17 protein-coding genes are annotated in these 23,676 nt (G+C 72.1%); 6 read left to right on the plus strand and 11 right to left on the minus strand.

All coding sequences use genetic code 11. The features are described from left to right. Window positions 1-6: 6 nt before the first annotated feature. From AB0A65_RS04170 to AB0A65_RS04180, 3 genes are all read left to right on the plus strand, one after another. Window positions 7-582: a hypothetical protein gene (locus AB0A65_RS04170; RefSeq protein ID WP_359945970.1), complete on the plus strand. Its 576-nt coding sequence runs from the start codon at window positions 7-9 to the stop codon at window positions 580-582. Then, window positions 583-960: a CPCC family cysteine-rich protein gene (locus tag AB0A65_RS04175; RefSeq protein WP_359945973.1), complete on the plus strand. Its 378-nt coding sequence runs from the start codon at window positions 583-585 to the stop codon at window positions 958-960. An 82-nt stretch (window positions 961-1,042) separates the two neighbouring features. After that, the gene (locus tag AB0A65_RS04180; RefSeq protein ID WP_359945976.1) at window positions 1,043-1,990 is read left to right on the plus strand and encodes a hypothetical protein; all 948 of its coding nucleotides are present in this window, start codon (window positions 1,043-1,045) and stop codon (window positions 1,988-1,990) included. 3 nt (window positions 1,991-1,993) lie between these two features. On the opposite strand, the gene AB0A65_RS04185 is transcribed toward AB0A65_RS04180, so the two are convergent. Next, window positions 1,994-2,410 carry a hypothetical protein gene (locus tag AB0A65_RS04185; protein WP_359945978.1) on the minus strand — a complete coding sequence of 139 codons (417 nt, stop codon included), beginning with the start codon at window positions 2,408-2,410 and terminating at the stop codon, window positions 1,994-1,996. 138 nt (window positions 2,411-2,548) lie between these two features. On the opposite strand from AB0A65_RS04185, the gene AB0A65_RS04190 reads away from it, so the two are divergent. Further along, window positions 2,549-3,487 (plus strand): hypothetical protein, encoded by a 939-nt coding sequence (locus tag AB0A65_RS04190; protein ID WP_359945980.1) that lies wholly within the window; start codon window positions 2,549-2,551, stop codon window positions 3,485-3,487. Between the two features lie 44 nt (window positions 3,488-3,531). Here AB0A65_RS04190 and AB0A65_RS04195 read toward each other — a convergent pair whose 3' ends face one another. The 10 genes from AB0A65_RS04195 to AB0A65_RS04240 all read right to left on the minus strand — a co-directional run bounded on the left by AB0A65_RS04195 (window position 3,532) and on the right by AB0A65_RS04240 (window position 20,240). Then, entirely contained in the window at window positions 3,532-4,347 is an 816-nt protein-coding gene (locus AB0A65_RS04195) for an MOSC domain-containing protein (protein ID WP_359945983.1), read from the minus strand. A gap of 19 nt (window positions 4,348-4,366) precedes the next feature. Then, entirely contained in the window at window positions 4,367-5,422 is a 1,056-nt protein-coding gene (locus AB0A65_RS04200; protein WP_359945986.1) for a hypothetical protein, read from the minus strand. Window positions 5,423-5,436: 14 nt separating this feature from the next. After that, a complete protein-coding gene (locus AB0A65_RS04205; protein ID WP_359945989.1) occupies window positions 5,437-6,216 on the minus strand; it encodes a hypothetical protein in 780 nt (259 codons plus the stop codon). A 16-nt stretch (window positions 6,217-6,232) separates the two neighbouring features. Then, complete coding sequence (locus AB0A65_RS04210) at window positions 6,233-7,231, minus strand: hypothetical protein (protein WP_359945992.1); 999 nt, start codon at window positions 7,229-7,231, stop codon at window positions 6,233-6,235. 89 nt (window positions 7,232-7,320) lie between these two features. Next, window positions 7,321-8,550 carry an SLC13 family permease gene (locus AB0A65_RS04215; RefSeq protein ID WP_359945995.1) on the minus strand — a complete coding sequence of 410 codons (1,230 nt, stop codon included), beginning with the start codon at window positions 8,548-8,550 and terminating at the stop codon, window positions 7,321-7,323. 201 nt (window positions 8,551-8,751) lie between these two features. Beyond that, the gene (clpB, locus tag AB0A65_RS04220; protein ID WP_359945998.1) at window positions 8,752-11,355 is read right to left on the minus strand and encodes an ATP-dependent chaperone ClpB; all 2,604 of its coding nucleotides are present in this window, start codon (window positions 11,353-11,355) and stop codon (window positions 8,752-8,754) included. Window positions 11,356-11,496: 141 nt separating this feature from the next. Beyond that, window positions 11,497-12,216: a hypothetical protein gene (locus AB0A65_RS04225; protein ID WP_359946001.1), complete on the minus strand. Its 720-nt coding sequence runs from the start codon at window positions 12,214-12,216 to the stop codon at window positions 11,497-11,499. A 116-nt stretch (window positions 12,217-12,332) separates the two neighbouring features. Then, on the minus strand, window positions 12,333-17,297 hold the full coding sequence (locus AB0A65_RS04230) for a DNA repair ATPase (RefSeq protein ID WP_359946004.1): 4,965 nt from the start codon (window positions 17,295-17,297) through the stop codon (window positions 12,333-12,335). An 80-nt stretch (window positions 17,298-17,377) separates the two neighbouring features. Next, window positions 17,378-19,444 carry an SPFH domain-containing protein gene (locus AB0A65_RS04235; protein WP_359946007.1) on the minus strand — a complete coding sequence of 689 codons (2,067 nt, stop codon included), beginning with the start codon at window positions 19,442-19,444 and terminating at the stop codon, window positions 17,378-17,380. 139 nt (window positions 19,445-19,583) lie between these two features. After that, window positions 19,584-20,240, minus strand: coding sequence for a hypothetical protein (locus AB0A65_RS04240; protein ID WP_359946010.1), 657 nt, complete (start codon window positions 20,238-20,240; stop codon window positions 19,584-19,586). Window positions 20,241-20,593: 353 nt separating this feature from the next. On the opposite strand from AB0A65_RS04240, the gene AB0A65_RS04245 reads away from it, so the two are divergent. Together AB0A65_RS04245 and AB0A65_RS04250 are read left to right on the plus strand one after the other, a co-directional pair. Then, complete coding sequence (locus tag AB0A65_RS04245; protein WP_359946013.1) at window positions 20,594-23,014, plus strand: FtsK/SpoIIIE domain-containing protein; 2,421 nt, start codon at window positions 20,594-20,596, stop codon at window positions 23,012-23,014. Then, window positions 23,011-23,637 (plus strand): hypothetical protein, encoded by a 627-nt coding sequence (locus tag AB0A65_RS04250; RefSeq protein WP_359946016.1) that lies wholly within the window; start codon window positions 23,011-23,013, stop codon window positions 23,635-23,637. The genes AB0A65_RS04245 and AB0A65_RS04250 overlap by 4 nt, the downstream gene beginning before the upstream one ends. Window positions 23,638-23,676: the final 39 nt, after the last annotated feature.

A 23,676-nucleotide genomic window follows, 5' to 3' on the forward strand; every position in this document is an offset into this window, starting at 1 on the left:
CGGCAGATGCGCAGATTCCTGAAGTTCGTCCTCCTCCTCGGCATCGGCCTCGCGTTCGCCAAGCCCGGCGGCAGCGGCCCGAAAGGACCGGACGACTCCACCCCGATCACCCCGAACGGCACCGACCCCGCCGACTCCCCCAAGGTCAAGACACCCGGCGGCACCAACGCCGTCACCAACTGGGGCGGCGCCAAAGCCGAGATCGACAAGAGCCTCGACGACGGAGAGATCGGCGACGGCACCTCCGGCAACCCGCCTGAGACTCCGGCCACTCCGACGACCGAGCCCAAGAATCCCGACAAATGGGCGAGCCAGCAGAACCTCGACAACCACTACCAGGACCACGGCGAGGAGATGGGCTTCGAGTCCCAGATCGAGTACCGGGAAGCCGCCATCGACCTGATGAGCACCGACGGCGGCAGGCGCGACGGCGTCCAGATCAAACGGGACGGCGAAGTGGCATACTTCTTCGACCCGGCGACCGGCGAATTCGGCGCATCCGGTCCGCGGGGCATCATCACCTATTTCACCCCGGACGACCCTGCCGACTACTTCAGACGACAACCCGGAACCGAGGTCTAGATGGAACCGCTTTCGACCCCGCGCTACCCGTGCCCCTGCTGCGGATTCATCGTCCATGAGGCGACAGGGGCCCACGAGGTCTGCCCCATCTGCGGCTGGCAGGACGATCCGGTGCAGCTGCGCTGGCCCGAATACCGGGGCGGAGCCAACAAGCCGAGCCTCATCGAGGCGCAGCGGAACTTCCGCGAGATCGGTGCGTCAACGGAACGCCGCCGGGGCAGGGTCCGGCCGCCCCGGCCCGACGAGGCGAAGGACCCCGGGTTCAGGCCGGTCGATCCGGCGATCGACCGCTTCCCGTCCCAGGACGAGGAGATCACGGAATGGCCGAAGGACCTCACGAGCCTGTACTGGTGGCGCCCGGGCTTCGGAGGCCGGTGACCCCGTCGGCGCGGCCGCGGGGCGACTCCGTCGGGCACCGGCCGCCGGGTTCCCCGGTCGCGCCCGGCCGGCGGCATCGGCGATGACGAAAGCCCACCGGGCCGCCGCGGCGGCCATTCGCGGGCACGCCGACCGTGTCGAGGAGCTTCGATACCGGTTGGAGGCGGTCCGGTTCGCCAGCACGCTGATCGACCGCAGCGACATCGCCGACAGGCCGGTGCTCGCGTGGCTCCACGCGAACCTGGAGCAGCCGGTGCAGCGCCAGGACGGCATCGTCGAGTACCTGACCGTCAACTTCACGATCGCGACCCAGCGGCTGCGCGCCACCGCGGGCGCGTTCGAGGGACGACGAGGTGCGCCGGCGCTGGCGCAGGTCACCGCCGCCTCCTATTGGGCGCCGAAGGGGCGGTCCGCGCCGAGCGTCGATTTCAGCGCCAAGCCGGACCTGAACGCCAAGATCGATGGTCTCGCAAGGTCGATGGACGTCCGGACCTGGGCGGTCGGGGCGCTCGCCGAACCGGGAGCTTCGCCGCTTCCCGAACGGGACCGCTCGGCGGCCGGCCCAGCGCTCCTGCACGACGTCGAGACGGCGCTCCAGGTGCAACCGGAGGTCTTCGCCGCACAGGTCAGAGCGTGGCGCGACATGTCGGCAGAGCTCCAACGGATCGCGCAGGAACTCCAGGACCTCCTTGAGCACGACATGCCCGAGTGGACCGGGGAAGCCCATGCCGCCTACTGCTGGCTGATGGACCACAACGTCAATTCGGCGGTCGCCCTCAGCGCCACCGCCGCGGGGCTGGCATCCGCGGTCGATGGCGTCGGCGTCGTCATCGCCTCGACGCTCGCGCGCCTCCGCGGGAGAACCGACGGCCTGGCGGCGCGGTTGACGGCCCGGCCCAGGGCAGACGGCCCGGGCACGGCAGTGCAGCAGCTCGTTGCGACGGTGCCGCCGTGGGCGGTGGCGGTCGCCCGCGACCTGGCCGCGCTGGTGCAGAGTCTCGACAACCTCAAGGCGCGGCTCTCCTCCTGACGCCTATTGCTGGGACTGGCTGAGGGTCCTGGTGATCCGGGGGGCTTCCTCTGTGTGGAGGTTGAGTTCTACGTGGCCCTGCCAGGTGGGGTGGGTTACGGAGAGGTCGTATTCGACTTTGAGGAGGTCGGGTTCGGGGTTGGTGGCCACTACTTTGTAGTGGGGCATTTCGGGGATGGGGACGTCTATGTGCTTGTAGCGGCGGACGTTCACTACGAAGCGTTTGGTGCTCACCGCTATCGAGGCCGTGACGAGGGTCTTCTTCCAGTTGGCGCGGCGGCCCGGGGCCCTCAGGTGGCGGTGGGTGACGGTGCCGACGGCGCCTTCGACGAGGATGACCATGCCTTCAGCGCGGAGGGACGCGGCGAGGCCGTCGGGGAGGCGGCCGGGGCCGAGGAGGAGGCGCTGGAGGGGGTTCATGGCCGAAGTGTAGTGGCGCGGTGCCATTGCGTGGGTGGAGATGTGTCGGTGTGTCGTGATTGGTCGGCATGCGGCACACTGGGTTCGGTCCGGGGCCCGGATCGGGCACGGACGCTCCCTACCCCCTAGGAGTTCCTCGTGAAGAGACGCAACTTGCTGCGGGCGCTCGCGATCGGCGCGCCCCTGGCGACCGCCGGGGCCGTCGGCGCCGGGATCGCGGCGGCGGACACGGCCAACTTCAAGATCATGGCGACCGAGCAGGTCCAGAACAAGGTCATGGTCTTCGACAAGAACAAGTCGTTCAGCGACGCCAACCGGTACAAGTCGTGGAGCCCCGGCACCGGCGGGTGGTCGAACCTCTCCGACTGCCGCATCCGCGACACGGCCCAGTTCGGCGCCATCGGGCTCGCCGCCGCCTCGGGCGGCAAGGTCGGGATCTGGAACATCACCACCGAGAAGGACCAAGAGCTGAACGACGTGCTCTGGAGCGCCACGCCGGGCGGCAATCCCCATGCGCTGGAGCGCATCCCCAACATCGGGGCCTTCGTCTCGGCTTCATCCGACGGGTTCCTCACCGTCTACGGGCCCACCAAGATCTCGGACCCCTCCACCCTCGCGAAGGTCCAGACGGTGTCCCTCGCCGGCGCGCACGGCGTCATCTGGGACCCCAACAACAACCTCCTCTGGGCCGCCGGCGACAAGGTCGTGCAGGCGTACACGGTCTCCGGGACGTACCGGAACGTGCGGCTCGCCAAGTCCAGCAAGAAGGTCGCCCTCTCCGGGCTCGGCCACGACCTCCAGGCGGACTTCTCGAACTCGTCGCTCCTCCAGGTCTCGGACTCGTACGGCGTCTACTCGATCAACAAGTCGAGCCTCGCCAAGACCACCCTGCACACCACGACGCGCATCAAGGCGTACGTGAAGATGAAGACCGGCGAGTACTTCTACATGCGCGCCGACAACACCGGCTCCCGCACCTGGGGCAGCCCCACCATCGTGTTCTCGCAGTCCGCCGACCGGACGCGCTCCGGCGCCGAGTTCTACAAGGTCAGGTACTACACCACCGCGTACAACTAGCGGAGGGAATCACGGCCGGGCGCCATCGCGCCCGGCCGTTCCGCTTACGCCGGAACGACTTCGTCCCCCACGCGCACCACGCCCTCGTTGAGGATCTCGGCGTAGAAGCCGAAGCACGTGGCGCGGCCGAAGTCCGGGACGTCGCGGCGGTGGTGCTTCGCAAGGGTCTTCAGCAGCGCGGGGTCGTTCGGGTTGCCGCGGTGCGTGATCGACGGGATGACGCAGCGCGGAGTGGGCACCAGGACCTCGACCGAGACCTCGCCGATGGTGAGGCGCCGCCCCGGCTCGGGGTCGTCGGGGAGGTCCAGGACCAGGTTGGGGCGGAAGCGGACCGGGTCGACGGCGGTGCCGTGCTCGGCGCTGAGGCGGTCGAGGGCGCCGGTGGTGACGAGGTGGAGGGGGCCGAAGTCGAAGAAGCGGCCGTCCGCGGCGTCGTGGCGGACGTCGACGATCGCGTCGCCGCCGGGCACGGCGTCGGCGGCCCACTCGGGGATCATGCCGGGCTCGTCGGGCCACCAGTGGTGGCGCTTGAGCCGCTGCGACGCGGTGCGGGTGAGGCGGACGGGCCGCCCGAGCCACTCGGAGACCGCGGCGTCGGCCTCGGGGGTGCCCGCGGTGCCGCTCAGGCCGTTCGGGGCGGTGACCAGGACGTCCTCGCCGTCCGGGTCGAAGACCGCGTCCACGTCGAGGAGCGCGCCCCACAGGCGCGGCTGCTTGGCGCTGCCGATGGTCCCGTCGGCGTCGACGCAGACCCAGGTGCGGTCGCCGTCGAGGCCGTGCTTGCCGATGCGGGTCTGATCGACGTGCTCGGCGGCGGCGGACTTGAGCGGGTGGCGGCGGATGCCCAGGACGCGGTTCACCGGTGCATTCTATGCCGCGCTACTCCTCGCCGTTCGGGTAGAAGTACAGGACCGGCGACTCCTTGACCGCGCCCGGCAGCTCCGCCGACCACTTCGCGGTCCCGTCGTACCCGATGAACGCGGCCGTCGCGCCGTCGCGCGAGACGTACCCGCCGTCGTGGAGCGAGGTGCACGAGGACGGCTCCTCGGAGCCGACCGCCTCCCCCGTTTCGAGGTCCACGACGCGCGTCCCCGCCTCGGCGCGGATCGTGAAGCCGCCCTTGAAGGCCCCGTACGGGCCGTACCCGTCGACGACACACGCGTACCGGCCCGCCGGGTCGGTGCCGACCAGGCCGATGGTGAGCGGCTCGGTGCCGGTGAGGCCGGGGATGTTCACGGTGTCGAGGACGGTGCCGTCGGTGTCGATGCGGTAGAACTCGGTGAGCTGGAGGTCGTGGTAGATCGCCTGGGCGGAGCCGTCCTCGGCGGTGTACCAGCGCAGGCGGCAGCCCTCCTCGGCGAGTTCCACTGTGGTCGGCAGCTGTCCGGCGTCCGGCGAGTACCACTCGGTGTCGCCCCACGCCTCGACCGGGAGCGGGGTCGCGTCGCCTTCCGCCGTCGCGGCGCCCCAGACGGCGGCGCGGTGGACGAGGAGCGCGGAGCCGTCGGGGAGCCAGGTCGGGTCGATGCAGGCGTGGTCCAGCGGATACGTTGCGGCCGTGGTGATCGCGCCGGAGTCGAGGTCGCCGAAGCGGAGGACGGCGTCGGGGCCGCCGCCTTCGATCCAGGCGGCGGTGCGCTGGCGCGGGTCGATGCTCAGGGACGCGCGGAGGACGGTGCCGACGTCGCCCTCGGCGTCCCAGGCGCCGCTGAGGTCGAGCACGGGCTCGGCCTCGTCGGAGCCGACGTCCCAGCGGTACAGCTGGTGGTCGTCGCCGAGGCCGTAGAAGACGCCGGCGTCGGCGGCGACGCTGCGGCCGGTGACCGAGTCGGCGTCGCAGGCGGTCGCGAGGAGGGCCGCGGCGAGGGCCCCGGCGGCGGCGAGGAGCCCGGTGCGCCGTGGCGTGGACCGGCGGGACGTGTCGCGGCGGGTCATGTTGTCCTCCTTCGTCATCCGGACTTGTACGCTCCGGCGTCCTTGTCGGCCATGCCGTGGCGGCTGATGAGGTCGAGCCAGGCGAGGAAGTTGGCGGACGACGCGGTCGGGTCGACCTTCTCCGCGCCGAAGCGCTTGCGGAGGGTCGCGAGGCCCTGCTTGGTCTGCGGGCCGAAGTCGCCGTCGATCGCCATGTCGGTGATGCCCGCGAGGTCCCTTGCCGCCCATTGGATGATCGTGGTGTCGGTCTGGTAGCCCCAGTCGGCGGCGACGGCCTTGCGGCCGCGGTCGGCGTGGATGTGGTTCCAGTGGGAGCCGTCGGGGTCGTTGTAGCAGTGGAGGACCGTGCCGAAGTGCTTGCGGCACACGGCGATCACGGCCAGGTAGCGGCGGCGCAGGTAGCGGCGCTTCTCCTTGCCGTGGACGGCGGTGTCGACGTAATGCCCCGAGCCCCAGTCGAACCTGGTGAAGTCGATGGCGGCGCCGTAGCGGTGGTACCCGGGCTTGCAGACCTTCGTCCCGGCGATGCCGGTCCACCCGTACGGCCAGGGGCCCTCGCTGCGGGCGTACGTCGCGCCGAGGGCGTTGAGGTCGCGCATGACCTTCCCGGCCTGCGTGTGGGTCTCCTGGTGCATGGTGAACGAGGTGACGTTGGGGTGGACGCCGAATCCGCTCTCGCTGAACGCGGTGCGGTAGCGCATCTTCCACGCCGTGTCGTAGAGCCAGTCGCGCGTGATGTCGGGGAGTTCGCAGGCCGAGCGCGCGAACGCCTTGGAGCTGCTGGGGAATGTCACGGGTTCCTCCTCGTCGCTACCTGATTCCTCTGATGTGGATGGTCGTGCCGTCGGTCTCCAGCCACAGGCCGCGGCGGCCGGGGACGGCGAGGATCTCGCCGCGGCAGGCGCAGTCGGCGGCGGGGCCGACGGCGGTCTCCGTGCGCTCGTCGTCGGTGAAGCGGGTCTCGGTGACCGCGCCGTCCCGGTCGGAGAAGAGGCTGACGTGGGCGTCGGCGGCGACGGCGGCCATGGGGCGGCCAGCGCCGGGGTAGGTCCCGGCGGGGGTGAGGACCAGTTGCGGCGTCCCCGCCTCGGCGAGGCGCGCGGTGGCGGCGGTCTGGGTGCCGTCCCCGTCGGCGACGGCCGCGAAGACGCCACGGTCGGTCTCGGCGAGGACGGTGCCGTAGCCCTCGCCGAGGCCGTCGGCGAGGACGCCTGCGGCCCAGGTGCTCCCGCCGTCGGCGGTGACGGCGAGGCGGCTGCGGGAGAGCGCGGTCAGGTGCTCGTCGGGGCCGCCTTCGATGGCGACGGCGATGCCGTGCTCGCCCATGGGGGCGATGGCGGTGGCGAGCCCGGCGCCGATGTCCTTCGGGACGGGCAGGTCGGCGTAGCCGCTGTCGGCGTCCTCGATGCGCAGGAGCGCGGGGCGGACGCGGCCGGGCGCGGTCTCCCTTGCGCCGGTGAGCCACAGGACCGCGCCGGTGGCTGCCATGGAGTGGGGCGTGAAGTCGTCCGGGAGGGGCAGCGGCAGCGGCGGGCCGAGGACGCCGGTGACGTCGGCGCCGGGCTCGGCGGCCTCCCCCGGTTCGAGGATGCGCAGGGCGTACCCGGTGTCGAGGGCGTCGGCGGTGAGCACGAGCAGTTCGCCGCCGCGGCCGGTCCAGCCGGCGGCGGCGGCGCGGATCTGCGGCGTCTCGGCCGCGCGTGCGGGCCGGGCGGGCGCGAGGCCGACGGCCCCGGCGAGCAGGGCGCCGGTGAGGAGGGCGCGGCGGGACAGGCGTGGTGTGGCGCCCGAGGGACCGGTGAATGCCATGGATGCACTATGACCAATGATGCTGCGGTATTCGGCCGAATCGCGAACTTTCATTCCATAGTGGTATTGCTTTCGGGTCCTGCCCGTGTTCAGAGCCAGATGAGCGCGGCGAGCCCAGCGGCCGTGGCGGCGACCGCGAGGACGGCGCCGGTGGCCGCGAACCGCTTGAGGGGGACGCGGATGCGCTGGTCCTCGGGGACGCCGGGGCGGCGGCCGGTGACCAGGTCGAACCACAGGAGCGTCGCCATGGACGCCCACGGGAGGACCAGCGGCCCGGTGTTCGTGCCGATGAGCACCGCGAGCAGGGCGTCGGGGTTCCCCTGCGGGATCACCGATTCGACGGCGGCGTAGGCGGGCAGGTTGTTGACGAGGTTCGCCAGGACCGCGCCGGTGAACCCGGCGCGGAGGGCGCCCGCGTCGCCGTCGCCGGTGCCCGCGAGGGCCGAGACGAGGGCGTCGCCGCCGTGGAGCATCAGGGTGGGGACGACGAGGAACAGCCCGGCCGTGAGGACCAGCAGGCGCCACGGAATGAGTTCCCAGGAGAGCAGGTCGCGGCGGCGGCGCAGGCAGTACGCGAGGAGCACGGCCGCGGCGGCGGTGGAGACGAGGGCGATGGGGAGTTCGGCGACGACGGCGAGGACGAAGCCCGCGCACACCGCTGCGGCCGTCCAGAACAGGCGGCGGTCGGCGATGGGGAGGGGCTCGGCGGGGACGGCGTACCGGTCGTGCTCGCGGTGGCGGCGGCGCCAGTAGCCGAGCCAGAGGCAGAGGGCCGTGACGGCGATGACCGCGAGCTGCGGGGCCCACATGCGGGCGGCGAACGCGAGGGGGTCGAGGCCGATGCGGTCGGCGGCGAGGAGGTTCGTCAGGTTCGAGACGGGCAGGAGGAGGCTCGCGGTGTTGGCGAGCCAGACGGTGGTCATGGCGAGCGCGAGGGCCGGGGCGCGGGTGGCGGCGGCGAGCGCGAGCATGACGGGGGTGAGCAGCACGATCGTGGTGTCGAGGTTGAGGAAGACCGTGGTCGCGGACGCGAGGAGGACGCAGCACGCGAACAGCGCCGCGTGGCTGCCGCGCGCGAAGCGGGCGAGGCCGCGGGCGGCGGCGTCGAAGAGCTGCGACGCCTGGACGATCGCGACCATGGCCATGACGGTGCCGAGGAACAGCACGAGCGGCGCGACGCGGGCGAGGCTCGCGAGCGCGTCGCCGTTCGGCAGCGCCCCGCTCGCCCAGCACACCAGCCCGGCCCCGAACACGCCGAGGACGGCGAGGTCGAGCCAGTCGAGGCGGGCGCGCCGCAGGCGCGTCGGGGTTCCGGTCACCGGGCCAATGGTAGGAACGCTTCCGCCCCGCGACCACGCTCAGTGACCGGATCGCGGGACGGCGCGCCCGGATGGGGAGTCGGGCGGGTCGCGGCGGTTCTTCGCAAATCGGGCGTTCGGAGGCGCCCCCGGCTTCGATAGTGCCCGGCGGGTACGACAGCGCCCCGGGACGGCGGTGCCATCCCGGGGCGCCGTCGTGGCTCAGCCCTTGGTGACCGTGAGCTTGTCACCCAGGTCGGAGGTGGCGACTTTGACGGTGTCGCCGTCGGTGATCTTGCCTTCGAGGAGTTCGCGGGAGAGGGGGTCGCCGATGGAGGTCTGGATGAGGCGGCGCAGCGGGCGGGCGCCGTAGACGGGGTCGAAGCCGCGGTCGGCGAGCCAGGACTTGGCGGCGTCGTTGACGTCGAGGCGCAGGCGGCGGGCCTCCATGCGGCGCTCCAGGTGGCCGAGCTGGACCGTGACGATCGACTTGAGGTGCTCGTGTTCGAGCGCGTGGAAGATGACGATGTCGTCGAGGCGGTTGAGGAACTCGGGCTTGAAGTGGGTGCGGATGGCCGCGAGGACCTGGTCGCGCTTGGCGTTGTCCTCCAGCAGCGGGTCGACCAGGGCCGAGGAGCCGAGGTTGGAGGTCATGATGAGGATGACGTTGCGGAAGTCGACGGTGCGGCCCTGGCCGTCGGTGAGGCGGCCGTCGTCGAGGACCTGGAGGAGCGTGTCGAAGACGCGCGGGTGGGCCTTCTCGACCTCGTCGAGGAGCACGACCGAGTAGGGGCGGCGGCGGACGGGCTCGGTGAGCTGGCCGCCCTCCTCGTACCCGACGTACCCGGGCGGGGCGCCGATGAGGCGGGCGACGGAGTGCTGCTCGGTGTACTCGCCCATGTCGATGCGGATCATGGCGCGGTCGTCGTCGAACATGAACTCGGCGAGGGCCTTCGCGAGCTCGGTCTTGCCGACGCCCGTGGGGCCCGCGAAGATGAACGAGCCGGTGGGCCGGTTGGGGTCGGAGAGGCCGGCGCGGGCGCGGCGGAGCGCGTCGGCGACGACGGTGACCGCTTCGAGCTGGCCCACGACGCGCTCGCCGAGGACCTCCTCGGCGTGGAGGAGCTTGTGGGCCTCGGACTCCTGGAGGCGCCCGGCGGGGATGCCGGTCCAGGTGGAGACGACGTCGGCGATCTCGTCGGCGTCGATCTCCTCCTTCAGCATCGGCTGGTGGGCGGGGTCGGTGTCGGCGGTGGCGAGCTCGGACTCGGCGTCGTGGAGCTGCTGCTCCAGTTCGGGGATGCGCCCGTAGCGCAGCTGCGCGGCCTTTTCCAGGTCGTACTCGCGCTCGGCGCGCTCGGCCTGGGTCTTGAGGTCGTCGAGCTCCTCTTTCAGCTCGGAGACCTTGCCGATGCGGCCCTTCTCAGACTCCCACTGGCGGGAGAGCGCGGCGAGCTTCTCGCGGTCGTCGGCGAGTTCGCGCTGGAGGGACGCGAGGCGCTCGGCGGAGGCCGGGTCGTCGGTCTCGTTCTGGAGGGCGGTCTCCTCGATCTCCAGGCGGCGGACGGCGCGCTCGACCTGGTCGATCTCCTCGGGGCGCGAGTCGATCTCGATGCGCAGGCGGGACGCGGCCTCGTCGACGAGGTCGATGGCCTTGTCGGGGAGCTGGCGGTCCTGGATGTACCGGGCGGAGAGCTGGGCGGCGGCGACCAGGGCGGAGTCGGTGATGCGGACGCCGTGGTGGACCTCGTAGCGCTCCTTGAGGCCGCGGAGGATCGCGACGGTGTCCTCGATGGTGGGTTCGCCGACGTAGACCTGCTGGAAGCGGCGTTCGAGGGCGGCGTCCTTCTCGATGTGCTCGCGGTACTCGTTGAGGGTGGTGGCGCCGATCATGTGGAGCTCGCCGCGGGCGAGGGCGGGCTTGAGCATGTTCCCGGCGTCGAGGGAGCCCTCGGACTTCCCGGCGCCGACCATGGTGTGGAGCTCGTCGATGAACGGGATGATCTCGCCGTCGGAGGACTTGATCTCCTCCATGACGGACTTGAACCGCTCCTCGAACTGGCCGCGGTACTGGGCCCCGGCGATCATGCTGGCGAGGTCGAGGAGGATGACGCGGCGGTCGCGCAGCGACTCGGGGACGTCCCCGGCGACGATGCGCTGGGCGAGGCCCTCGACGATCGCGGTCTTGCCGACGCCGGGCTCGCCGATAAGCACCGGGTTGTTCTTGGTGCGGCGGGAGAGGACCTGGATGACGCGGCGGATCTCGGTGTCGCGGCCGATGACGGGGTCCACTTTGCCGGAGCGGGCGGTCTCGGTGAGGTCGACGCCGTACTTCTCCAGGGCCTTGTAGCCCTGCTCGGGGTCGGAGGAGGAGATCTTGCGGTCGCCGCCGCGGAGCGTGGGGAACGCGCTGATGAGCTTCTTGTCGGTGGCGCCGAGCTCGGCGAGGTGGCGGCCGGTCTCGCCGCCGGCCTGGGCGAGGCCCGCGAGGAGGTGCTCGGTGGAGACGTACTCGTCGCCGTAGTCGGTGGCGATCTTGTCGGCGGCGTTGATGGCGCGCAGGGCGTCCCGGGCCATGGACGGCTCGGAGACCGAGGGCCCGGACGCGGACGGGAGCTCGTCGATGCGCCGCTCGGTCTCGGCCGAGACGGTGCCGGGGGTGACGCCGACGAGCTGGAGGAGGCCGGGGGCGGTGGATCCGTCGACGGTGAGGAGCGCGTCGAGGACGTGCCAGGGTTCCACGGCGGGGTTGCCGTTCGCGGCGGCGGTGCGCGCGGCCTGGGAGATCACTTCGCGGCTCTTGGTGGTCAGGCGGTTGACGTCCACTGCGGTGTGCCTTCCTCTCGTCGGGTGCCGAGTTGAGTCTATCCGGCTCAAGTTTTCGCGACGGGATCCAACGCGTTCGCCCTTAGCGAACCACAGAAAAGCCCCGAGCCCGGCGGGCTCGGGGCTTTCGGGTTCCGGGCGCTACTTGCGGGCGCCGGTGAGGCCGAAGATCGACTTGATCTTGGCGAGGAGGCCCGGCTTGGCCTTCTCGGCCTCGTCGGACTCGATGGCGGGCGCCTCCGCCTGGGACGGGACGGCCTTCTCCGGGTCGGCCGCGGCCGCCTCCGGCTCGTCGATCGCCTCGGCGACCGGCGTGCCGGACTCGGTCTTGTCGGCCTCTTCGGTGTCGGCCGCGGTGTCGACGGTGTCGGTCGGCGCCGCCTCCGAGGGCTTCTCGGCCTCGGCGACCGGCTCCAGCTCCTCGACCGGTTCGGCGGCGGGTGCGGTCACGGGCTCGGGCTCGGCTTCGGCGACGGGCTCGGGTTCGGTCTCCGCGGCGACGGGCGCGGGCTCGTCGACGACCTCCGGGCCGGCGTCGGGGGCCTCGTCCTCGACCGCGGCGGGCGCCTCGGCTTCGGTCTCGGCCTCCGCGACCTCTTCGGTCTCGTCTTCGGCGCCGGCGGTGAGGAGCGCGCGGAACTCGGCGACGGTGAGGACCGGGATCCCGGCCTCCTCGGCCTTCTTCACGCGCGCTTCAGTCGCCTTGACGGTGTCGTCGGCGACCAGGTGGGTCACGGTCTTGGTGAACTGTTTGGCGAGCGCGACATCGGCGTCGGACTCGGCGATCGCGCGGGCGGTGTCGGCGTCGGGGCCGGTGCCCAAGACGATGATCCGGACCTTATCTCCCGTCTTCGTCGGCACGGGGACCTCCCTTATTTCGTTCGTCTGCGGCTGGCAGGGGCACTGCGGGCTACGCGCCAAGCTTTTGTTGAAAAGCGTACCGGGTGTCCGGGTCGGCGCGGCCCAGCGGCGAGCCTTTATTCGCCGCGGACGCCGTTCCTTTGCTGGAGCGCGCTCTCGATTCCGGCGACGCGGTCCGACAGCAGCGTGATGGCCCCGACGGCCCTCGACATTGGATCGTCGCTCGAACCGCCGAGGGTCTGCTCCCTCCGGAACGCGTCCTTGACGGCCTCCCACCGGGCCTCGCGTTCGGCCCCGAGGCGCCCCCGCAGTTCCGCGAGTTTGAGCAGATTCGCCTCCGCGCCGGACGCGAGCGTCTGCGCCTCGCCCGCGTAGTGGTCGTCGATGACCGCTTCCAGCTCGTCGTCGTTCATGACCGGGACGACGCGTTCGGCGAGCCGGTTCATGTTCCGGTACGAGCCCTGGAGCAGGAACGGCGGCTCGGTGCGCGCCGCGGAGTCGGTGGCGGCGGACGCGATGTACGCGAGGTTGTTGCGCAGCACGGTCTCCTGGATGCGCAGGAGCTTGCGCAGCACGGACAGGACCTGGTCGAGTTCGCCCGCCGAGTACGGGTGCGCGAGCGCGTCCGGGGCGGCGGTCGGGTCGCCCTGGGCGAGGCGGATGAGGACCTGCACGTCGGCGCGGGCGCGCCCGGCGAGCGGGGCGGTGACCTTGTTGGAGGTGAGGGCGTTCTCGATGTACGACTGGGCGAAGACCCGGTCGCGTCCGGAGAGGACGTCGCCGAGGTTCCACACGTCGGCGCGGTTGGCGAGCATGTCGGGGATGCGGAACCGCTGCCCGGCCTCGGTGTACGGGTTGCCGGCCATGCACACGGCGAACCGCTTGCCGCGCAGGTCGTACGTGCGGGTGCGGCCGTTCCAGACGCCCTCCATCTTCCGCTGCGCGTCGCACAGGGAGATGAACTTCTGGAGCAGTTCGGGGTTGGTGTGCTGGATGTCGTCGAGGTACAGCAGGACGTTCGAGCCGCATTCGAGCGCGAAGTTGATCTTCTGGACCTCGGCGCGGGCGGTCGCGTTCGGCGCGTCGGCCGGGTCGACGGAGGTCGTCTCGTGGCCGAGCGCGGGCCCGTTGACCTTGACGAGGAGCATCCCGAGCCGGTCGGCGACGTACTCCATGAGGGTCGTCTTGCCGTACCCGGGCGGGGAGATGAGCATGAGCATCCCCGACTGGTCAGTGCGGCGGCCCTCGCCCGACCCGGCGCCGATCTGCTTGGCGAGGTTCGCGCCGATGAGCGGCAGGTACACGTCGTCGATGAGCTGGTTGCGCACGAACCCGGCCATCGTCTTGGGCTTGAACTCCTCGATGCGGAGCGTGGACCGGTGCGTCTCGATGAGGTCGGCGCGGCGGCGCTGGTAGGCGCGGTAGCCGGGGAGGACGGTGCGGCGGAACGCGCCCGTGCGGGCCAGGAACTCGTCGAGCCGGACGGGCAGGACGCGGTTCTCGATGCGCGCGTGGGTGCCCAGGAGCCCGGGGACGCGGGCCTCCAGTTCGGCGTCGAGGTCCGCGGCGTCGCCGGGGGCGACGAGCAGCGCGAGGGCCTCGGGGAGGTCGGCGGGGTCGAAGCGGTCGCCGTCGGCCTGGGCGGTGAACGCGTCGAGCCAGTTCCAGGCCAGGTCCCAGGCGAGGCCGAGGTCGCCGAGGTCGGCGAGGTCGGTGGCGAGGGCCGTCCAGGCGGACGGGCCGACGTGGTTCTCGAAGGCGGCGAGGAGCGCGCGGGCGCGGCCGGAGGCGGCGAACGCGGTGCCGGAGGCGAGCTGCTCGGCGAGGTACTCGGCGGCGAGGTGCGGGTCGGGGGCGAACGGGGACCGCGGGCGGGCGGCGAGCCCGGCCGCGGCGAGGAACCCGGTGAGCGCGGCTTCGAGTTCGGCGATGAGGCCGTCCATGACGTCGGCGCGACCGAAGGCGTCGCGGGCGCGGGCGAGCGACCGGGCCTGGGCGGCCCAGGCCGTCTGTCGCGCTTGGGGGTCGGCGAGCCGGACTCCCTCCGCCTGCGGCGCCCGGTCTTTCGGTGCGTGCCAGAACAGGCGGGCGAGCGCCCGTTCCGCGGCGGGGTAGCGCAGGAGTCCGGCGCCGCCGTGGAGGCGGAGGACTTCGGCGAGGATCGCGGCGGCGTCGGCGTCGTGGACGCCGCGCTCGTAGCCCTCGTCGTAGCGTTCGGCCGCGGCGGCGGCGACGAACTTCGGGAGGTCGGGCTCGTTCAGGAGCGCGGCGGCGCCGTGCTCGGCGAGGAGGGCCGCGGCCAGGTGCTCGGAGCGGTACACGCCGGCGTTCTCCGAGGGGAGGAACTGCGACCAGTAGGGCTTCGTGTCCGCGAAGCCGGGGTCGTCCACCACATGCCGGTAGTCGGTGCCGGTGAGCGAGAACGCGAGCGCGTCGCCCGTGGGCACCAGCGTCAGGTCCAGGGGCTGAGTGTTGACGGGGATGCGGTGCTCGCCGAACTTGACGGCGTCGCCGTCGAACAGGTCGATGCGGTCGGTGAGGGCCCGGCCGGCCTCGGCGCGGGCGGCGGCGATGCGGCCCTCGATCTCCTCGGCGCGCACGGTGTCGTCCAGGCCGCGCAGCTCCGCGATGACCTTGCGCAGGCGCTCGACCATCGGGTCGGTCGCGAAGTACGTGTTCACCTCGTCCAGTGAGGACAGTGTGAGGGTGCGGCGGGCGACGGCGTCGAGGATGCGGTCCGCGGAGGCGGCGAGCTGCTCGGCGCGGCGGGCGGACTCGTCCAGGAGGTGCTGCTTGCGGGAGGAGAACGCCTCGTAGACGTCGGTCCGCTTGTCCGCCAGCCTCGTCAGGAACTCGTCGAAGTCCGCGAAGCGCGTTTCGAGGTTCTCGATGGTGAGCAGCAGGCGCCCCAGCTGCTCGTCGCACGCGGCGGGCGTGTCGGCGGCGCTGATCGCGGCGGTCACGGACTGCCCGAGGAGCGCGAACTCTGCGGCGAACTCCGCGCGGCCCTCGCCCACGGCGAGTTCGCGGCGGCGCGCGGCGAGCGCGGCGCGGGCGCGGTTGACGGCGGCGAGCACTTCGGAGACGCGCCCGAGGATCGCGGTGCGCACGACGGCGTCGCCGATGTCGAGGTTCGCGACGACCTCGGTGAGCGTTTCGAGGCCCTTCTGGCGGGCGTCGAGGTCGTCGAGGACCGGGTTCGCCTCGGCCACCGTCTCGATGGCCTCGGCTTTGCGCTCCAGGTCCGCGATCTGCTCGTGGTAGGCGGTGAACGCGTCGTCCCGTTCGAGGAACGCGACGGCGCGGCGGCCGGTCGTGGCGAGGGACTCGGCGGTGTCGGCGCTGAGCGCGTCGATCCCGGCGAGGTCGATGTAGCGGACCTCGCGGAGCGTCACGAGATGCCCTGCGGCGCCGCGCAGCTCGGTGAGGAGCCCGACCCATTCCTCGGCGCTCTTGGGGGTCTCGCCGCGGGCGCGGCGCAGGAGCTTGACGGTCTCGGTGCGGGCGGTGTCGAGGGCCTTCTCCGCCTCGGCGGTGAGCTCGGCGACCGTCGCGTACTCGTCCAGGACCGCTTCGGCGGTGTCCCTGACCTGGCGCAGGCTGGCGTCCAGGCCGTGGAGGCCCTCGTCGCCGAGCCACGGGTAGTCGTCCAGGCAGCGCACGGCCGCGGCGATGAGCGCCTCGAACACGGCCTGCGCGGGCTCCATCTCGCGGACCATGCGCGCCACCGACAGCGAGTCGGAAACGGCGCGGACGGCCTCGGCGTTGCCGATGCGGTGGATCGGGGTGTCGCCCGACTCCGTCTCGGCCGCATGGGCTTCGGAGCAGAACGGGGTGGACCACACCTGCATGGGGTGGACGCGGGTGGCCTCGTCGCCGCTGGCGCGGAACGCGACCAGGGTGCCGTCGTCGAACACCGCGTAGCCGTGGACGCTCATCGGCGCCGCGACCTCCTTGCGGATCACGTTGTACGGCAGCAGGAGCGAGCGGCCCTCGGCCTGGTCGTAGAAGACGTAGAGGACGTCCTCGCCGTTGGGCGAGCGGATGACCTTCTTGAACCGCAGGCCGGCCGAGTCGTGCTCGAAGGTCTTGAGGCGGCCCTCGTTGAGGTAGTAGCCGCCAGGGAAGATCAGGCCGTGGTCCTCGGGCAGGCGCCGGCACGCGGCGCCGATCGCGTCGGCGCGCACTACGGTGGCGGTGCGGGTGTTGTAGATGAGGTGCCGGGCGGCGGTCTCCTTGTACGGGAGGATGCGCAGCAGGATCAAGGGGCCGATGCGCGCGTAGGCGATCTCGGCGTCGGCGAGGGACTGGAGGGGTTCGGCGACGGGCTCGGAGTAGACGCCCTCGCCGGAGTCGGTGTTGTCCTCGATCTTGACGGTGAGGTCGCCGTTGATGCACTCCACGAAGATCTCGTCCTCGATGGACACGTGCGGGAAGCGGCCCGTGACGTGGTGCTCGCGGGTGGTCTCGGTCCACTCGAAGTCGTACGGGTCGGGCCAGACGGCGTCGGCCTCGCCGCGCGCGTCGATGTAGTCGGCGCCGCCGTCGGGGCGCAGCTGCCAGCGCAGGACGCGCTGGTCGGCGAGCTGCTCGCCGATCTTGAAGACGGCGAGGAGGCGGGTGTCGACCTCGCGGACCTGGAGGAGCTCGGCGGAGCGGTAGTACCGGTAGATCTCGGTGAAGTCGGCGGTGAACTTCGGCTCGTCGAGGAGGTGGCCGGGCTCGGCGACGTCGGTGAACGCGAAGTTCCCGTTCTCACGCCGGAAGTCGTGGAGGGCGAACACGTCGGCGACGCCGGTCTGCGACTTGAGTCCCATGTGGACGTTGTAGCCGAAGAGGAGGCGGTTCCCGACGCGGGCGATGTCGCGGGGCACGCAGTTGTTGGCGGTGCGGATGCGGGTGGTGCCCAGGAGGGTGAGCTCGGTGGAGCCGAACGCGCCGGTGCGGGCGGCGTTGAGGGCCTCGGCCCGGTCGGCGAGCTCGGCGGCGTACCCGGCGAGGCGGGTGGAGAGGACCTCGTAGGTGCCGCCGTCGAGGGAGGCGGTCTCGGGCGTGTCGGCGGCGGTCTGCTCTGCGGCCATGGGTTCCCCTGGGAGCGTTAGGCGGGCGCGGGCGGGCGCCGGGGTTGGGTCCGATTGGACCCAAACCCCGGCGTGAAGCGTTACTTCGCGGCGATCTCCAGCGCGGGCTTCTCGGACACGCCGAGCTCCCGGGCCTTGGACAGGAGGCCGCTCAGGGCGCCTTCGTCGCCGCCGCCGTTGATGAGCTTCAGGAGCGCGGCGGAGACGGTGAGGTTCTTGACGTCCTCGGTGCCGATCCCGGCCAGGACGCCCTTCAGGTCCTCGGCGAACGACGTGGAGCCGTTCCCCCACGCCGCCACCGCGGTCTGGGCGACCTCGGAGTGGGCGACGAACCCGTCGACGGCCTTGCCGTAGCCGATCGCGCCGACGACCCGGTCGAAGAACTGGGCGTCGCCGCCGACCAGGGAGATGTCGGCCTTCGACAGGCCCGTGGCGATGACGTTCGCCTGCTGCTCGGCGATGGACCGGCGGGCCTCGATCTCGGCGCCGCGCAGCTCCTTCTCCATCTCCAGGCGCAGGCGGTACTCCTCGTGGCCGCGGCTGGCCTCGGACAGCGCGTCCATCGCGGCGGCCTTCTCGGTGAGGCCCGCGGACTCGGCGACGAGCTTCTCGCGCAGGGCGTTCGCCTCGGCGGTGCCCTTCGCGGCGGTCGCGGTCGCCTCGGCCTTGCCGATGGCGGCCTGGGCCTCGGCCTCGGCCTTGCCCTTCGCCTCGGCGGCCTTCGCCTCGGCGAGCCCGCCCTTCTCGATCGCGTCGGCCTCGGCCTCGCGGACCTGGACGTCGGCGAGGCCCGGGGCGGCCGCGATGGCCTGGTCCCCTTCGGCCTGGCGGATCTTCGCACGGGCTTCGAGCTCGGCGGCCTGCTGCTCCGCCTCGGCCTCGGTGAGGCGCTGGCGGGCGAGGTGCTTGGAGGCCACCTCGGCGGCCTCGGCGCGCTTGATGTCCTTGACCAGGCTCTCCTGCGCCTCGGCCTCGGCGAGGATGATGACGCGCTGGCGTTCGCGCTCCGCTTCCTCGGTGGCGCGCAGGCGCTTGATGCCCTCTTCCTGCTCGGCGACGGTCTTCTCGACGGCGATGCGCTCGCGGATGACGTCGGCGATCTCGCGCTTCTGCGCTTCGAGCTCCTTGTTCGCGGCGATCCGCGCGAGCTCCTCTTCGCGCTCGCGGGCGACGACTTCGAGGACGCGGTCCTTCTCGATGCGCTCGGTCTCGACGGCGAGCACGCGCTCGCGGTTCTTCTCGGCGACGGCGATCTCGCGGAGGCGGTTCTCGTGCTGGATCCCCGTGGCCTCCTCGGTGCGGATGCGCGCGGTCTCGGACTTGAGGCGCTCCTCGGCCTGGACCTTCTGGACCTCGGCGGTCTCGCGGGCCTGGAGCGTGTCGATCTCGCGGCGCTGGCGGATCTCGGCCTCGGTCTGGCGGCGTTCGAGTTCGAGGACCGCCTCGCGGGCCTCGACGTCCTGCCGCTTGATCTCCTTCTCCTCGTTGCGGCGGTGCTCGTTCGTGGTCACCGACTCGCGGGCCGTGAGCTCCGTGATCTTGCGGATGCCCTGGGCGTCGAGGATGTTCTGCGGGTCGAGGTGGTCGAGCGGGGTCTGCTCCAGGTAGTCGATCGCGGCGTCTTCGAGGGAGTACCCGTTGAGGTCGGTGCCGATGACATTGAGGATGCGGTCGCGGAACTCGTCGCGGTTCGTGTACAGGTCGGTGAAGTCGAGCTGCTTGCCGACGGTCTTGAGCGCCTCGGCGAACTTGGCGTTGAACAGCTCCTGGAGCGTGTCCTGGTCGGAGGCGCGTTTGGTGCCGATGGCGCCCGCGACGTTGATGACGTCGTCGGCGGTCGCGTTGACGCGCACGAAGAACGTGATGGAGATGTCGGCCCGGATGTTGTCCTGGCAGATCAGGCCGTCCTTGCCGGCGCGGTTGATCTCGATCGTCTTCACCGAGATGTCCATGTACTCGGCGCGGTGGATGATCGGCAGGACCAGCGCGGAGGTGAACGACACCTTCCTGGTGCGCAGCTTGGTGACGACGAGCGCCTGGCCGGGGGCGACCTTCCGGTAGAGCCGGACGATCATGAGCAGCAGGCCGAGGAATATGAGCGCGGCGACCAAGAGCGTGATCAAGGTAGCCGAGTTGGAGGCGTCCATTCGGTGGGTTCCTAACGAGACTCTTCGAGAGGGCGTGAGTTACGGGCGTGACCGTACGGTATCCGAGTCCCGCCCCTTGCGGGGTCCGCGAACGCGGTCGCGGCACGATTCGGGGAGGGGCGGAACGCGCGAAGAACCCTTATGCCTCAATGACGGCGATGTCCGGAGGAAGCGCGACCGGGACGACGAGGAACACCTGGTCGGACTCGTCGTAGTCGAACACGACGACCTTCGAGTGGCGCGCGAACAGGCCGTCGTCGATGCCCTCGGGCTCGTGCGGGGAGCGCCGGACGTTGATGAGGATCACCGCGCCCTCCTCGTCGATGACCTCCGCCTGCCCCGAGTCGAGGGTGACGGTGCCGGTCCGGACGACGCACACCTTCCCGACGAGGTCCGCGTGGTGCGTGGCGGGCGCGTCGTCGAACAGGCGCGCCAGCGGGCGCGTCAGCAGCTTCGCACCGAGCATCCCCACGCCCAGCCCCGCGACGAGCACGGCCGTCCCCGAAGCGGCGGACGGGATGAACACGTCGGCGCTGCGCACCCACGACGTGCCGAGGACGGTGACGATCCAGCCGAGCGTGATCCACAGGGACAGCACGACGGTGAACGGGACGGCGCCGAAGCCGAACGCGCCCCAGAAGCCCCCGGCCTCGATCTCCGGGTCGGACCCGACGTCGACGACGTCCACGTCGAGCGCGCCGACGACGACCGACAGCCAGTACAGGACCACGAGGATGAGGCCGAAGGAGAAGACGACCGGAGGGAAGGATAGGGCGATATCCAGGAACTCACTCATGGGGCATGGGTCCTTCTCGGCGAATCCGGGGGACGGCGCGCGGCGCCGCCTCGGCGGCGCACGGGTCGCACCTCGGTTCTACGGGCCGCGCACGCGGGCGTTCCACGGGCGCGGACAGGGCGGGTCAGGGCACTCGGGTCAGCGAGTTCGGGCTTGCTTCTAGGGTAATGCACGCGCCCCTTCGGGGGAAGGTTGCGCAAAGCGGACTCCCCGGCCCCCCGGCACCGCCCGCAGGGGGCCTGCGGGAGCCGTCCCGCGATAAGGTGTGACCGGTTGTACAAGTCGTACGTGCCGTGCAGGTCGCCGTCCGGCCGCGCCCGGCACGGCCCCGAACCGGTTGAAGGGGAGGCCAGGTGCCCGGTTTCCAGACTGCGCTGGCGAACGCGGCGGCGGCCTGCGACGCGGCGGCCGCCCGCGCCTCGCTCGCGGCGCAGCGCCTCGGCGACGCCGCGTTCCAGACCCCTGTGGACCCCGCGCTCCTCGCGGCCGAGCGTCAGATATCCGACGCGGCCGCCGCCTCGGCGCAGCAGCTGCGCACCGATCCCGAACTGCTCCACGCGGGCCGCATCGTCCTCCACGAGGGCCGCACGCTCCCGCTGGTGGTCCCGTTCGGGTCCCGCGGGCACCTCGCGACCTCCGTGGACGCGCGCGTCGAGGGCGTCGCGGCCCTGGTGCGCACCGCGGTCCTCCACGCCGTCGCCACCCGCGACCCCGGCGGGCTGCGGGTCGTGGGCATCGACACCGCGACCCTCGGCGCCTCGTTCGCGCCGCTGCGGCCTCTCGCCGACGCCGGGGTCATCGAAGCGGTCGCCACCGACCCCCGGGCCGCCCTTGACGCGGTCGCGCTCGCCGAATCCCAAGTGGCCGAGCACATCGCGGGCCGCCGCACCGACCGGATGCTCCTGGTCGTGGCCTCGCTCGGGGACGCCCCGAAGACCCTCGTGGAGCGGATCGACGCGCTCGCGCGCTCCGGCCTCGCGCACGGCGTCACCGTCCTCGGCTGCGGCCTCCCGTCGCTCCCGCAGGCCGCCGTCATGCACGCCGTCGGCGACCACGTCGAGGTCACCAACCCGCCCGCGGCCCCGTTCGGGCGCGGCGACCGCCTCGCCGCCCCCGTCGCCTGGCCCGACGCCCCCGATCCGTCCTTCGTGGCCGGTGAGGCGGCGCGGCTCGCCGAGCGGCACAAGGCCGCCGCGACCCTCACCTTCGCCGACCTGCTGCCCGCGACCCCCGAGGCCGGGGACCCCGCGAAGGGCCTGGAGGTCCTCATCGGACGCGACGCGGCCGGGGAGGTGCGGCTGCGGTTCGACGACGCGACCCCGCACTGGCTCGTCGGCGGGCGCACCGGCGGCGGCAAGACCGTGCTCCTCCTCGACGTCCTCTACGGGCTCGCGTCCCGCTACGCCCCTTCGGATCTGGCGCTGTTCCTGCTCGACTTCAAAGAGGGCGTGTCGTTCACGGAGTTCATCCCCACCGAGCGCGACCCGTCCTTCATCCCGCACGCGCGGGCCGTCGGCGTCGAGTCCGACCGCGAGTACGGCCTCGCGGTCCTCAAGACGCTGAACGAGGAGATGACGCGGCGCTCGAACGTCATGAAGCGCTACGGGGTCGCGTCCTTCGCCGGGCTCCGCCAGCACGAGGCGTACCCGCGGATCGTGTGCGTCGCCGACGAGTTCCAGGTGCTCCTCGCCGGGAACGACCGCGTCGCCTCCGAGGCCGTCGCGCTCCTGGAGAACCTGGCCCGCAAGGGCCGCTCGTACGGCGTCCACCTGGTGCTCGCCTCGCAGACGATCTCCGGCATCGAGGCCCTGTGGGCCAAGAAGGACTCGATCTTCGGGCAGTTCCCGATGCGCATCGCCCTCCCCGGCGCGCGCACCGTCCTCGAACCGAACAACGATGCGGCCGCGCGGATCTCGCTCGGGCAGGTCGTCGTCAACCGCGAGGGCGGCACCGCCGGGGCCGACCGCACCGCGCGCTTCCCCGACACCGACCCCGAGGCCATGCACCGCCTCCGCGAGCAGCTCGGCGCCGCCCACGCCGGGGTCGGCGCGCCGCGCGTCTTCTACGGCTACCGGCCCGTCCACCTCGCCGACGCCCTCCCCGGCGAACGCAAGCCCGGACGTGCGCTCCTCGGCCGCGAAGTGTCCCTGCACCTCAACGCCGCCGGAGTGGACCTCGACCGCAGGCCCGGCCGCCACCTCGCCGTCCTCGGCTCCGACCCGGTCGGTGGCGAGGCCCTCGAAGCGGCCGTCGAAGCCCTGGCGGGCAACGGGACGCAGGTGTGGGGCGCCGACTTCACCGGCCACGCCGACCTGCACCGCGCCGCCGAGCGGATCGCCCCCGAATCGTTCGGCGCCCGCCTCGCGGAGGTCCCCGACGGCACCGTCATCGCCGCCTGGGGCCTCGACGCCGCGGCCCTGGACTCCAAGGGACAGAAGGCACTCCGCGACCTCCTGCGGACCGGGCCCGCCCGCGGCGTCCACCTCCTCGGCTGGTGGCGCAACTTCCGGCGCTTCACCGACGACATCGGCGGCAGCGCCGGACGCGAGGACGTCGCGTGCGCGCTCGTCCTCAACCTCCCCGGCGGCGAGATCATGGGCCACTTCGGCACCCAGTTCCAGCACTGGAACCCCCGCCCCGGCCGCGCGCTCCTGATCGACCGGCACGCCGACACCGCGGGCGGCAGCCTCGTCGTCCCGTTCTCCCGCCCCGAAGGCCACACGCCCGGCCAGCGCAGCAGCGACGCCGCCACCGCTGAGAGGACCCGCCAGTGAGCGCCTTCGACGACTACATCGCCCAGCTCCGCCGCCTCGACGACGCCCGCCGCACCGCCGACGAGGCCGCCGCCGCCACGGCCACCGTCGCCGAGACCCTCGGCCAGCGCACGCAGCGCCTCACCGAGCAGGCGAACGCCACCCGCACGGCCGTCGACGAGCTCGCCCGCACCGCCCGCACCGCGCCCCCGCAGCGCACCGTCGCGCCCGCGCCCCTCGGCGACCCGCACGCCGAACTCGCCGCCGCCGAGACCGACCTCCACACGGCGACAACAGAACTCGAAGAGGCCCGCTTCCTCGCCCACCGCCCGCCGTGGCTCCCCCGCTGGCGGGCCGACGAGCGCAACGGCCTCGTCTACGGCGCGTTCGCGCTCGCCTGCGTCCTCGTGCAGCTCGTCGTGCTCCGGACCGTGCGCGCCGACGGGCCGCTCGGCGTGTTCGGCCTCGCCGCGATCCTCATCGCCGCCCCCCTCGCCGCATTCTGCGCGGGCTGGCTCACCATCGGCGTCGCCTCCCGCCCCCGCATCGGCGACGAGCAGGCGAAGCTCGAACGGAACTTCCGCCTCGGCCTGGTGGTCTGCGGGTCGACACTGCTCGTCGCGTGCTTCGGGTTCTTCAGCTGACGGGCACGCCCGACTTATAGTCGAGTGACCCAAGCATCA

Origin of the sequence: Glycomyces sp. NPDC047010, assembly GCF_040644205.1 — a bacterium.
Taxonomy (GTDB): Bacteria; Actinomycetota; Actinomycetes; order Mycobacteriales; family Micromonosporaceae; genus Glycomyces.

Coding starts and splice junctions, on each gene's coding strand:
- AB0A65_RS04170 (WP_359945970.1), top strand. CDS start 7: ATGCGCAGATTCCTGAAGTTCGTCCTCCTCCTCGGCATCGGCCTCGCG.
- AB0A65_RS04175 (WP_359945973.1), top strand. CDS start 583: ATGGAACCGCTTTCGACCCCGCGCTACCCGTGCCCCTGCTGCGGATTC.
- AB0A65_RS04180 (WP_359945976.1), top strand. CDS start 1,043: ATGACGAAAGCCCACCGGGCCGCCGCGGCGGCCATTCGCGGGCACGCC.
- AB0A65_RS04185 (WP_359945978.1), bottom strand. CDS start 2,410: ATGAACCCCCTCCAGCGCCTCCTCCTCGGCCCCGGCCGCCTCCCCGAC.
- AB0A65_RS04200 (WP_359945986.1), bottom strand. CDS start 5,422: ATGACCCGCCGCGACACGTCCCGCCGGTCCACGCCACGGCGCACCGGG.
- AB0A65_RS04210 (WP_359945992.1), bottom strand. CDS start 7,231: ATGGCATTCACCGGTCCCTCGGGCGCCACACCACGCCTGTCCCGCCGC.
- AB0A65_RS04230 (WP_359946004.1), bottom strand. CDS start 17,297: ATGGCCGCAGAGCAGACCGCCGCCGACACGCCCGAGACCGCCTCCCTC.
- AB0A65_RS04235 (WP_359946007.1), bottom strand. CDS start 19,444: ATGGACGCCTCCAACTCGGCTACCTTGATCACGCTCTTGGTCGCCGCG.
- AB0A65_RS04240 (WP_359946010.1), bottom strand. CDS start 20,240: ATGAGTGAGTTCCTGGATATCGCCCTATCCTTCCCTCCGGTCGTCTTC.